At 36.0% G+C, this 11,242-nt stretch carries 13 protein-coding genes; 4 read left to right on the top strand and 9 right to left on the bottom strand.

The window, feature by feature from the left end; all coding sequences use genetic code 11:
* Positions 1–217 precede the first annotated feature (217 nt).
* The 3 genes from HMPREF2758_RS00145 to HMPREF2758_RS00135 are packed head-to-tail and all read right to left on the bottom strand — an operon-like array spanning position 218 to position 2,594.
* Complete coding sequence (locus HMPREF2758_RS00145) at positions 218–1,573, bottom strand: glucose-6-phosphate isomerase (protein ID WP_070608403.1); 1,356 nt, start codon at positions 1,571–1,573, stop codon at positions 218–220.
* A gap of 10 nt (positions 1,574–1,583) precedes the next feature.
* Positions 1,584–1,985 carry a CvfD/Ygs/GSP13 family RNA-binding post-transcriptional regulator gene (locus tag HMPREF2758_RS00140; RefSeq protein ID WP_016648155.1) on the bottom strand — a complete coding sequence of 134 codons (402 nt, stop codon included), beginning with the start codon at positions 1,983–1,985 and terminating at the stop codon, positions 1,584–1,586.
* A gap of 15 nt (positions 1,986–2,000) precedes the next feature.
* Positions 2,001–2,594 (bottom strand): peptidylprolyl isomerase, encoded by a 594-nt coding sequence (locus tag HMPREF2758_RS00135; RefSeq protein WP_016648156.1) that lies wholly within the window; start codon positions 2,592–2,594, stop codon positions 2,001–2,003.
* A 140-nt stretch (positions 2,595–2,734) separates the two neighbouring features.
* Here HMPREF2758_RS00135 and HMPREF2758_RS00130 point away from each other — a divergent pair, with 140 nt between their 5' ends.
* Genes HMPREF2758_RS00130 through HMPREF2758_RS00120 form a run of 3 tightly spaced genes read left to right on the top strand, consistent with a single transcriptional unit; the run spans position 2,735 to position 4,765 of the window.
* Positions 2,735–3,253, top strand: a complete 519-nt coding sequence (locus tag HMPREF2758_RS00130) for a divergent PAP2 family protein (protein ID WP_070608401.1) — start codon at positions 2,735–2,737, stop codon at positions 3,251–3,253.
* Between the two features lie 11 nt (positions 3,254–3,264).
* Positions 3,265–4,278, top strand: a complete 1,014-nt coding sequence (locus HMPREF2758_RS00125) for an NAD(P)/FAD-dependent oxidoreductase (RefSeq protein WP_070608399.1) — start codon at positions 3,265–3,267, stop codon at positions 4,276–4,278.
* A gap of 1 nt (position 4,279) precedes the next feature.
* The gene (locus HMPREF2758_RS00120) at positions 4,280–4,765 is read left to right on the top strand and encodes a phosphatidylglycerophosphatase A family protein (RefSeq protein WP_035392869.1); all 486 of its coding nucleotides are present in this window, start codon (positions 4,280–4,282) and stop codon (positions 4,763–4,765) included.
* Between the two features lie 122 nt (positions 4,766–4,887).
* Here the strand turns inward: HMPREF2758_RS00120 and HMPREF2758_RS00115 are convergent, their stop codons facing one another.
* The 4 genes from HMPREF2758_RS00115 to HMPREF2758_RS00100 form a co-directional block, all read right to left on the bottom strand.
* Positions 4,888–5,520 carry a TIGR01906 family membrane protein gene (locus HMPREF2758_RS00115; RefSeq protein WP_070608397.1) on the bottom strand — a complete coding sequence of 211 codons (633 nt, stop codon included), beginning with the start codon at positions 5,518–5,520 and terminating at the stop codon, positions 4,888–4,890.
* A complete protein-coding gene (locus HMPREF2758_RS00110; RefSeq protein ID WP_006909019.1) occupies positions 5,517–6,293 on the bottom strand; it encodes an HAD-IIA family hydrolase in 777 nt (258 codons plus the stop codon). The genes HMPREF2758_RS00115 and HMPREF2758_RS00110 overlap by 4 nt, the downstream gene beginning before the upstream one ends.
* Before the next feature lie 14 nt (positions 6,294–6,307).
* Positions 6,308–7,015 (bottom strand): YutD family protein, encoded by a 708-nt coding sequence (locus HMPREF2758_RS00105; RefSeq protein WP_006909018.1) that lies wholly within the window; start codon positions 7,013–7,015, stop codon positions 6,308–6,310.
* A gap of 456 nt (positions 7,016–7,471) precedes the next feature.
* Positions 7,472–8,092 (bottom strand): CDP-alcohol phosphatidyltransferase family protein, encoded by a 621-nt coding sequence (locus tag HMPREF2758_RS00100; RefSeq protein WP_006909017.1) that lies wholly within the window; start codon positions 8,090–8,092, stop codon positions 7,472–7,474.
* A gap of 143 nt (positions 8,093–8,235) precedes the next feature.
* Here HMPREF2758_RS00100 and HMPREF2758_RS00095 point away from each other — a divergent pair, with 143 nt between their 5' ends.
* Positions 8,236–9,078 carry a DegV family protein gene (locus HMPREF2758_RS00095; RefSeq protein ID WP_070608395.1) on the top strand — a complete coding sequence of 281 codons (843 nt, stop codon included), beginning with the start codon at positions 8,236–8,238 and terminating at the stop codon, positions 9,076–9,078.
* Positions 9,079–9,178: 100 nt separating this feature from the next.
* On the opposite strand, the gene HMPREF2758_RS00090 is transcribed toward HMPREF2758_RS00095, so the two are convergent.
* Positions 9,179–10,294 (bottom strand): alpha/beta fold hydrolase, encoded by a 1,116-nt coding sequence (locus HMPREF2758_RS00090; protein ID WP_070608392.1) that lies wholly within the window; start codon positions 10,292–10,294, stop codon positions 9,179–9,181.
* A 23-nt stretch (positions 10,295–10,317) separates the two neighbouring features.
* On the bottom strand, positions 10,318–11,121 hold the full coding sequence (locus tag HMPREF2758_RS00085; protein WP_070608390.1) for a hypothetical protein: 804 nt from the start codon (positions 11,119–11,121) through the stop codon (positions 10,318–10,320).
* Between the last annotated feature and the right edge of the window lie 121 nt (positions 11,122–11,242).

Here is an 11,242-nt window from a genome sequence, read left to right as displayed (position 1 = left end):
CTTTCGATCGGATGTCCTTTACCGGACAAGTGTTAATATAGCATATTGTCATCCGCTTTGTCAATGCTTTTTTAAAAATTATTTTTGAAACATTGTTTTTATTCGAACAACAGAAATGATTTTATACCGATTTGTTATAAAAGTCAACACTTATTTAATAATTTTAAAGAAGGCAGCTGATTACCCAGCTGCCAGTGCTTCTTCCTTTGTTTTCATGCTATTTAGTTTCAGGCTGTTTTTGCCTTAATTGAGCCTGTAAATCCTCATACCCGGGCTTACCTAACAATGCAAACATATTCTTCTTATAGGCTTCCACACCAGGTTGATCAAAAGGGTTTATTCCATTTAGATATCCGGATATGGCAACAGCCATTTCAAAGAATATGATAAGTTCTCCCAGAGCTTCTTCATTCATATTGTCGATCTCTAAGATACTTATCGGAGTTTGTCCGTCTTGGTGAGCTATAACTGTCCCTTCTAATGCTTTTTCATTAATTTCTGAGACCTGTCTACCTTGTAGATATTTTAAACCATCTAGATTTTCTTCAATTTGTGGCACACTTATATCTTTTCGCACATTTGAGAATCTTAATACAGTTTCAAAGAGATTTCTTTTTCCTTCTTGAATCATTTGCCCTATCGAATGAAGATCCGTTGTAAAATTTGCTGTCATTGGGAATAATCCCCTATGATTCTTCCCTTCCGATTCCGCATATAGTTGTTTCCACCACTCTCCAAAAGGCTGCAAGGCTGGTTCGTTATTTACTAAAATCTCAATATCCTTACCCTTACGATATAAACAATTACGTATCATTGCATAGCGCATGGCTGAATTCTCATGATAGTTATCCATACGATACTTGTTTGTAGCTTGTTGTGCCCCTTGCATCAAGCGATCAATATCTGCACCCGTCACTGCTATTGGTAGTAATCCTACGGGAGTTAAGACTGTAAAACGACCACCAATGCCATCTGGGATCGTGAATGTTTCATACCCCTCCTCTTGAGCCTCTTTTTTTAAGGCTCCTTTTTTAGAATCAGTCGTTACATAGATTCGATTTCTTGCTTCGTCTTTTCCATATTTTGCAATTAGTTTTTGTTTAAATATTCTAAAGGCAATAGCTGGTTCAGTTGTCGTACCTGATTTTGAGATTACATTAATTGAAAACGATCGGTCACCCATGACTTCGATTAAGTCTTGTATTTGTGTGGATGATAAATGATTCCCAACAAAAAAAACTTGTGGTAATGATTTACTTTTAGCTAGTAGGTTATAATACGAATGATTTAAAAAATCGATAGCTGCTTTAGCTCCTAAATAAGAGCCTCCAATACCAATAACAATCAAAAGTTCCGAATCCGACTGAATTTTCTGAGCAGCTTGTTTAATTCGATTAAACTCTTCTTTATTATATTGAATGGGCCAATCAACCCAATCCGTAAAATCATTACCAGCTCCTTCCTTTGTTAATAGTTGGTGGAGTGCCAGCTTGGCGTATGGAGCAAGCTGGTCTAACTCAACCTCTTCGATAAATGGTTGCATGGTCTGTGTATGATATTGAATATGTGTCATGGATAATCTCCTAAACCTTTATTTTTGTCTTAAATTCATCATGATCAATTGAATCGACTGCTTCCTCAATCCATTGTGGCATTTTATCAGCCAAGGTCTTAAAACCAATATTGGGTAAGGGACGGCGTTTTCTTTTTCTTCTTACTGGAAATGGAGAAATATTCAACTTATGTAAAGCACGCATTGATAAGGAGATCTTTTGATTAAATTCATCAATATCAATGATGACAACCTTAACTTTTTGACCAATCTTTACGAATTCATTAATATCCCCCATAAAACCATGTTTACACTCAGAGATATGAACAAGTCCCTGTTCTTCTTCCGATAATTTAACAAAAACACCATAATTTTGAATTCCTGTAACCTCTCCTTCAATGATATCTCCAATTTTAAATGATGTTGCTTGCAACAATATAGCCCCTTTCTATGATAAAAGCTGAATCCTTTCGATCACTACATCTTCTTCGGGTCGATCAAAAGCATTCGTTTTAGATTCTTGAATTTCTAAGACTACGTCCATCCCTTCTTCTACCTGCCCAAACACAGTATGACGCTGATCCAACCAAGGTGTTCCTCCTAGCTCTTGATAGGCATCAATAATCGGCTCCTCATAGCCAGCAAGTGCCATTTGCGACAGCATATCTTCATTAACTTCAGGACAAGATACAATAAAGAATTGACTTCCATTCGTATTAGGGCCTGCATTAGCCATAGATAAAGCTCCATATAAATTGAATAATTCATCAGAAAATTCATCTTCAAAGGGTTCTCCCCAGAGGCTTTCTCCCCCCATACCACTCGCAGTAGGGTCTCCTCCTTGAATCATAAAATCCTTGATCACTCGGTGAAATACTACATCATCATAATAACCTTTTTCTATTAAACCTAAAAAGTTTTCAACTGTTTTAGGAGCATGTTCAGGAAATAAAACTATTTTTATCTTTCCTTTATTAGTTTCCATTATCACTCTTGGTAAATCTTGACGTTCTTCTTTATTAATCTGTGGATATTTTTTCATTGCCACCCACTCCTTCATCTCTTTTAATATCTCTTTTAATATCTCTTTTATTCTACCGCAAATAAAAACTAATTTATAGTTAAAGCTGTGAGTTTTTGATATGATAGATAATGAATATATTTGATAGAAGGGGCTAGCTTATGAACTATCCATTAATTTCAGCCATCACTGCTATTTTCTTTGCCCAAGCAATTAAACTACCTATTGCTTATTTTTCCCGTAAGTCGCCAAGTATAAATATCGTTACTTCAACAGGTGGGATGCCTTCCTCTCACTCAGCTGCAGTTGCTAGTTTGATTGCTTCCTTAATTTTTCAAGAAGGCTTCTCGTCACCTTTCGTGGCGATCGCCACTATTTTCGGGGTTATCGTCATGTTTGACTCTATGGGAGTTCGCCGACAAAGTGGTGAACTAGGAGTAGTCATTAACCGACTCCTAATGTATATAGCTAATCAATCAAAATTGAGCCCAGATCAAATCCTACAAAAAGCCTTAACAGATCCCAATACAGATCAATCAACAAATAAAAATATTGATGATTATGAGGACTTAGTCATTACTAAATATAAAGGTCATAAACCGACCGAAGTCTTTGCGGGGATCATTACTGGCGGCTTCGTTGCCTTAATTCTACAATTAATCTATTTCAAATTTAATTAGGAGGAATCTATTTGAAGCAAGAAATTTTTGATATAACAATTATCGGAGCAGGTCCCGTTGGATTGTTTACAGCTTTTTATGCTCAGATGCGAAACGCCAAGGTAAAAGTGATTGATTCCTTGGAAGGAGTTGGCGGCCAACCCAGTTTTCTTTATGGTGAAAAAATAATTTATGACATTCCTGCCTACCCTGCAATTAAAGGTAAGGACTTAGGTGAGAAGCTTCTACAACAACTTGCTCATTTCGATACGTGTTTTTGTTTAGGCGAAGAGGTTCAATCCATTAAACAAATCGAGTCTAATCTTTATCAATTACAAACCCCTAAACAAAAGCATCTCAGCCGAACCATCATTATTGCAGCTGGAAACGGTGCCTTCCAACCAAGAAAATTAGACCTAGGAGAAGCTGTTAACTTTGAAGGAAAATCACTCCATTACCTAGTACAGGACCCATATTTCTTTGAAGGCCAAACCGTTGCCATCTGTGGTGGTGGTGATTCTGCCCTTGACTGGGCCTTAAGCTTAGAACCTATCTGTAAAAAAATCTATCTAATTCATCGACGACCACAATTTCGAGCGATGGAACATACAGTTACTTTAGTTGAACAATCCTCTATCGAACTCGTCACACCCTATCTATTAAAAAGCATTCACACTAGCCAACAAGGTCTACCTACCCTTAACTTAACCAAAGTAAAAGGAACAGATGAAGTAACACTTGAGGTTGATCACTTAATCGTTAATTATGGTTTTACTTCATCCATTGGGCCTATTAAAAATTGGCCCCTCGAATTTGACAGAAATCAAATTCTGGTGGATGGCCATCTGGAAACAAAATTACCTGGTGTGTTTGCTGTTGGCGATATTGCCCAGTATCCAGGAAAAGTTCGAATTATTGCAAGCGGCTTTGGTGAAGCCCCTCTCGCTGTACATTACGCTCTACAACGAATTAATCCTGATAAACCGATTTTACCGATCCATTCTAGTTCAATTTTTGAAGGAGCATACCATGACACAAACTCATAATATGATGAATGAAGATTTGTTAAAAAAACAAGCCTACTATTTGCTAAATGTTCGCGGAGTTACAATTGATGATATTGCCGACATAGTCTTTCAACTTCAAAAAGACTATGTCGACGACCTAACATTAGATCGTTGCAAAGAAAATATTGAAGCCGTATTAGAAAAGAGAGAAGTTCAAAATGCCGTTATCACTGGGATTGAGTTAGATATTGCCGCTGAAAACGGTCATCTCTCGCCAGTGCTATCTGATATGCTAATGCGCGACGAATCCCTTTACGGAATCGATGAAATTCTTATCTTATCTATTGTCAATGTCTATGGCTCAATTGGATTAACCAACTTCGGCTATGTTGACAAACTGAAACCTGGAATTATCGGAAAATTAAATGATGAGAAAGAAACTCGCTGCAATACCTTTATTGATGATATTGTAGGAGCATTGGCTGCAGCTGCTGCTAGCCGAATAGCCCACAGTATCCATCATTAAACTGATCTTCCAGTTAGTAAAATTGAAAGAGGCTGAGACCAAATGGTCCCAGCCTCTTTCATTTAAATTTTCATGGGTCTTAAAATCTGCCAAAAAGTCTTTTTTAGAATAGTCTAGATTTGCTAATTAATTTTCTTCCGTAGAATAAACTGGATAAACATCATAATAATCTCATAGAATAAAATAATCCAAATCAAAAAATATAAGAAGAGCGATTGCGGCAACATATTGATAACCGGATCTGTTAAAGGATCAAATAACCATAACTGATTATTAAAGAAAATCTGATGAAATGTTACAAACAGAGGTTCAAATGCAAAAACAGCAATAAACAATACCACTAAAGGCAACAAATACCCTCCCTTAAAAAATAAAGATATCCCAGGTATTTTCCTTTTTCGCAAACGGATTTTAAAGCACAGATAGATGCTGACTACTAATAAAATCATCATTATTAAAAAAAGGATTTGAACACGAAGCTTAACATCAATAAAATGTTGTAATCCACCCTGGGAAAAAGAAAAATCTGGCAGGGATAACTTGGTTGTTTTAGGATTTAGGATATATTCGATCAAAGCATTAAAATTAACCAAGATTTGTTGCTCACTCAAACCCAGCATTTGTGGCAACTGAGTAAATTTCAAAAAAAACGCATATAAAAACGACGAAAAAAGAAAGACTAAACAAATCGCTAATGAAAGACTAAATAGCACAAAGTGCAACATCATAAAAAAATTTTGTGTTATTTGTTTCATGAACCAATCAACTCTCCTAAGTCATTAATAATATAGCTTGGTTGATAGCTGAAGTTTGACACATCTTCTTTCGCTGTCACTCCAGTCAAGACCAAACAAGTATCAACCCCAGCCAAATGCCCCGCTTGAATGTCTGTTTGATAATTATCACCAATCATTAACACTTGATCTTTGTTTAAGTTCATGCGTCGCACCGCCGATTCAACAATCGAAGGTGAAGGCTTTCCAATAAGAAAAGGGTCTTTTTCACTTGCCTCCATCAAAAAACGAGTAATTGCACCTGAACTAGGTGCCAATCCAAGCTCGGTTGGTATAAGTCGATCCCGATTCGTGACAATAAAATCAGCCCCATTCAATAAGCATTGACAGGCAAGAGTCAATCGTTGATAGTTTAAATGACGATCTAGGGCCTGTAGTACCACTTGCGCCTGATTTGAATCAGTAACAGCATAACCGGCTTTTTGAACTTCGGCTTTTAAAAAATCTTCCCCTAAAACAAAAACCCTACTGGATCTCTCATAATTCTCTTGAAGATATTCAATAGCCGCGACTGCTGAAGTATAAATTTGAGAGATTTCAACGGGTAATTGTAAATCAACTTTTAGTTGATTATAAATTGTCGAGACAGGACGCGTTGCATTATTTGTCATAAATAAATACTGGCGCTTAGACCTATCTAAATAATGGATAAATTGTTCGGACAAGGGCAAGCGATTACTTCCTACATAAGTTGTGCCATCTAAATCCAAAATATAACCTTGATACGTTTTCATCGAGTCTTCCTTTACTAACGCTTCCCCTTATTATGATGGTGAATGGTGAACGACTTTTTCTCTTTCGTAGCTTGCACCCGTGAATTTTCTTTTGCTGCCCTTTTATGAGTGTGCACACTTATTTTAAAATCAGTGTGCTTTTCACTCGGACTGGTAGAAGAACTATTTTTATTTTTACGACGAGTCTTAGGATTAACAGATACTCTATCAAAATTGATAGAAGTGGTAGCATGTCGATTCCGATTTGTACGTCGATGACCCGAAGGAGCTTCCTTAACAGTCAATTTTCCTGCAAAAAGAGCTTCAAGTCGCTCAGGATATTCATCCAAAGCTGTTTGTTTAGCTAATAAAAAATACTTGCTCCCAAAATTACAATATTCCTTGATGTAATCGTCTAAACTATCAATAAGTTGATCACTAACAACATTTGGTGTTCCTATTTGATAAAAGCCTCTCAAACGCAGCTGCCCGAATGCCCAATCCCCTAGGATAAAATCAAATTTAGAAAAGTAGTCTTGGTAACGTCGACTAAAATCATCAAAATGATAGGCTTCTTTTTGATCTAGGACTATAACATATAACTCTTCATTTAATAAAACCCGATCGTTATCCAACGCGTGAATAGATTTACTAGGTTCCAATAAGTTTGCATCCTTTTGAACTTGTTCTTCAAAGAAATGATCCAAGTCTACTTCAATCTTTTTAAAGTCTTTATCTCGCATTATTTCCTCCTTAAATCAACATCGTTTCTATGGTCAAAAACGTTTTTACTCTATACTCTTTCAAATAATACCTTAATTTCTCGACCATGGCTAATTATAAATGTGAATGTCTGCATCCATATGACCATCATTCAACTGCCCAAAATTCTCTCTAAACAATAGGATTGAATCAGGAAGCTTTAAGAACCGTCAATAAGTGATCCCGTATAACCGATACCTATTTTCTAAAGGGCTCAAAAAAGTAAAATTATAACCCCTATTCAGACTTACCTGTCCATCAAAAGACTATAAAATAATTATACATTCTATCGTTCATGATCCATCTATTTATGCCAAAAAGGCTCTAAATAAATAATCAAGATTTGCTGGTATCGAATCATACATTAGGAATGCTGCTATTAAATTGGCAACCAAGTAAAAAGGCTGTGACACTCCTACCACAGCCTTGGTCTTTTCTTAGAATACAGCCATCAACAGAAATAACACTATCATACCAATTAACACAAAGATGCCGTACCGTAAATATTCTTTAGATAGCTGCTGAACCGGACGTTTAACTAGATAAAAACCAGCTAAAACAACCAGTACAATTCCTAATAAAGCTGCTTGAAGTTCACGACTTAAAAAAGCTGCTAATAATAAAACAAAAGGTACAATCACCCCTGCAGAAATTAAGGGTAATCCTAAATAATATCCCTCTATCTCGACAGCGTCTCCTTGAAATACCTCGGGTCTATTAAAATGTGCCAAACGTAAACTAACCGCTAGAAGATAAAGGGTTAAAATAAAGATACTCCAAGTCTGTCCACCTGAAGTGCTTAACAATAAGGCAACTGGCAGCAAGCCAAAAGCCACAAAATCCGATTGGACCTCAATCTCTAACCCTAAAGATAAAGCTTCTTCTGAGGCATCAAATTGATTAGCAATATCCATTGAAAATACCTTTAAAATTGTACAAACCAATAACGAAATATTAGCATATTCAACTTGATGGATATAAGCGAAACCCACTCCAACAATTGCAAATACCAATCGAATTAAATAGACTAAATTTGAACGATAAAATCTTACAAGCATGGTGTCCTTCCCCTTTCATTACTCATATTGTACGAACTAATTGTTCAACTAGCAAGTATTTTCTAATAAGTTTAAAAAATTGCATGTCCGCTCTGTATTCGCTATACTAAAATAAAACACACTATAGATAAGGACGAAGATATATGACTTGGAAAATTATTACCGACTCGGGATCAGACTTTCGTTCAATCTCCGATATCACTTCGGATATTTCCTTCGAAGTCGTTCCTTTAATTTTAAATATCGATCATCAAATCTATCACGATACTACTGATTTAGACATTTCCGAAATGATCCAAACGATGACCCAGAGCCAATCCGCATCAACAACTGCTTGCCCCGCTCCTGACTCTTATGTACAAGCCTTCAAAGATGCTGAAAATATACTTTGTTTCACGCTATCTTCTCAGATTTCAGGATCGTACAACTCGGCCAGTCTCGCAAAAGACCTTGTCTTGGAAGAAAACCCTAAGCAGAACATTCAGATAATTGACTCTCGTTCTGCTGGTGCTGAAATCGACTTATTGATCTTAAAAGCTATTGAACTCATTCAAGCAAACCATTCTTTTGAAACAGTCATTTCTGAAATTAATCACTTCCATGAAAAAACCAAGGTCAACTTCTTATTAGAATCAGTGGATTCTTTAGTTAAAAATGGACGAGTTTCTAAAATTATTGGCCAAATGATTGGCCTTCTAGGAATTCGACTTATTGGAAAAAGAAGTCCTGAAGGCACTATCGAATTAGCCCAAAAGACAAAGGGGATTAAGCGCGCCTACAAAGCGTTGATCCGTGAAATGGAAAAGAATGGTTTTGATGGCGGACAAGTAGTCATTAGTCATGTACAAAATCATACTGCTGCCGAAGAGTTAGCCAATCTTATCCGTGAAATTTACCCTCAAACGGAACTTCTTATCCTTCCTTGTTCTGGTTTATGCTCTTTTTATGCCCAAGATAAGGGCTTAATCATTGGCTATCATCAATAATTTGAATAATATTAAAAATTAAAGAGGCCGCATCTTTTATGATGTTGGCCTCTTTAACATTTCTTATATTTTTTACTTCACCCTTGAACAATAGGATTAATTAACCCCTTGAATGCTCAAAAAAACGAATAATTTGACTAATAATCGCTTGTATTGTTTGATCTTCGCTCATCAGTAATTCATGTTTTTCATAAGGGATAAAGATATTTAAAGAATTTGGTAAATAGTACATTAAATTTAAAGGACCCTCCTGACTCACCAATACATCCTTACCTGGTCTAAATACCAGACATGGGACATCAATTAATTGAATAGCTTCAGGTCGATTAATCACTTGTAAGTAATCTAAGGCTGCCTTAAGCCAATTAATCGAGCCAGAATGAGTGGGATAAAGATGAAGTTTATAATTCAATTGATGATAAAACGCTCCTCGAACATCCGAAGTATCTAATGAATTGTGTTCATGATATGTTAACCGACTTTGGCTATCTTTGGCATAAGTACTTGGTATATAATCATCACCCTTTCCTATCAGCTTTAATAAATCCGCTATCATATGCATCTGTCCTAAACTCATCTTACCACTTCTAATCGATAGCATGGGCGACATTAATACCACCCCATTAATCATTGAAGCGTATTTTTCAGCAAAACCAGTAACTACCGCCCCTCCCATTGAATGACCCAATAACCAAATCGGTAGGGACGAATGAGTTAATTTACCTGCACGCTGAACCATCTGCCATAAATCTAATTCATAAAGGCTAAAATCTTCAATGTCAATTTGAGTCTGTTTAGTTCTACACTTAGATAGTCCGTGCCCTCTCGCATCATAAGTTAAAACCGAGATATTCGCTTGCAAAAGATAATAGACTAGCTCTGAAAACTTTTCCTGATACTCATTAAAACCATGAACTAAGACAAATACAGCTTTGGCTTTATCTGCTTGAAAAAATGAATAATGAATCTTTTGTTTTCCAGAGTTTAACACGCTAACTGTTTTTCTTTGGTGAAGATAAGGCTCTAATTCATTTTTCCATTGATTATTATAAGTTTCTTCTCTAAGCCAATTCAATGAAAGTGGGGGCTTATTTTTATTTAATAAGCGTTCTTGATGAACCAACTTCTTTAATGGATGAGCATATCGCTTTGATAATTGAATAGCCTGATATGTTAGTAGACCCATTCCTGCTAGAAGCCAATATCGTTTTTTCATTTGTTTCTCCTTTCGTTTCTAAATTAATCCATTTTTCTTTGCAAACTATACCCTCTCGATTCTATCAGTCGCATTGATATATGTCCCAACCGTAAAGTTATTTTTTCCTCACCAATCGACCCCACTGTATAATTATGATGCACGGACTTTTCATTCAAAAACTGATGAATCTGATCCATACTTTGATCTGGTCGTATAGTGTAAACTAATTCTGCTGATTCCAAACCTCCAGAGTCAAATTGAGGTCCCTGAAGATCTGATATTAAAAGCAAATCAGCATGCGACACTTCTGAATTAAAGCTCAACAAATAATGGTTGTTAGTCTCTTCCAACACCGCTATTTCAAACAAATCTTGAAGAGCTGCAACAAAATCACGACAATAGGCTAAACGTAAGACCACTGGCCCCTTGACCCCATTTAAAGACTGATAATCAGGATCTGTTTGAATTCCTACCCAATAATTAATACCTTCTTGCAAGGAAAAAATTAGTCCCTTTCCTATCAATGGGAGTTTTTCAATATGGTAATCAATCTTCAATTGAATCAGTCTTTTTATAAGATGATCGAATTGATCGATACCAGACATATAAAAGCAAACTCCTTCAATATGATTTGTGCCTAATTGGAAATGAGTGATTGGCTGAATGGCTCTAAAGTCTAGATAATAACTAAAATTATTCCACTGACTTTTACTCTTATCTATTTCTCCCTTATTCATGGGCTTAAAAAAGCTCGTCTTAAATAAAGAATCTAATAAAGCAATCTCTTTTTTAGGGTGGTTCAGAAAAACCTTCAATGAATCTAATCCTTCCAACTTAATGACCAATCTAAGCCCTCCTTATAAAAATAAGAGGTTGTTATAAGCAACAACCTCCTATAATCAACTGTCTATCAGTTTAACTAATAACTGAACTAAAAGTAACGAAATTCGTTAAATTGATCAACCA

Source organism: Facklamia sp. HMSC062C11 (assembly GCF_001810675.1).
In the GTDB taxonomy this organism is placed as follows: Bacteria; Bacillota; Bacilli; order Lactobacillales; family Aerococcaceae; genus Facklamia; species Facklamia hominis.
This window is presented reverse-complemented; position numbering and strand designations above follow the sequence as displayed.

Excerpts from the sequence above, each read along its gene's own strand:
- HMPREF2758_RS00100 (WP_006909017.1), bottom strand. The coding sequence starts at position 8,092 with ATGCTTGTAAGATTTTATCGTTCAAATTTAGTCTATTTAATTCGATTG.
- HMPREF2758_RS00145 (WP_070608403.1), bottom strand. The coding sequence starts at position 1,573 with ATGACACATATTCAATATCATACACAGACCATGCAACCATTTATCGAA.
- HMPREF2758_RS00095 (WP_070608395.1), top strand. The coding sequence starts at position 8,236 with ATGACTTGGAAAATTATTACCGACTCGGGATCAGACTTTCGTTCAATC.
- HMPREF2758_RS00120 (WP_035392869.1), top strand. The coding sequence starts at position 4,280 with ATGATGAATGAAGATTTGTTAAAAAAACAAGCCTACTATTTGCTAAAT.
- HMPREF2758_RS00105 (WP_006909018.1), bottom strand. The coding sequence starts at position 7,015 with ATGCGAGATAAAGACTTTAAAAAGATTGAAGTAGACTTGGATCATTTC.
- HMPREF2758_RS00090 (WP_070608392.1), bottom strand. The coding sequence starts at position 10,294 with ATGAAAAAACGATATTGGCTTCTAGCAGGAATGGGTCTACTAACATAT.
- HMPREF2758_RS00135 (WP_016648156.1), bottom strand. The coding sequence starts at position 2,594 with ATGAAAAAATATCCACAGATTAATAAAGAAGAACGTCAAGATTTACCA.
- HMPREF2758_RS00130 (WP_070608401.1), top strand. The coding sequence starts at position 2,735 with ATGAACTATCCATTAATTTCAGCCATCACTGCTATTTTCTTTGCCCAA.
- HMPREF2758_RS00110 (WP_006909019.1), bottom strand. The coding sequence starts at position 6,293 with ATGAAAACGTATCAAGGTTATATTTTGGATTTAGATGGCACAACTTAT.
- HMPREF2758_RS00115 (WP_070608397.1), bottom strand. The coding sequence starts at position 5,520 with ATGAAACAAATAACACAAAATTTTTTTATGATGTTGCACTTTGTGCTA.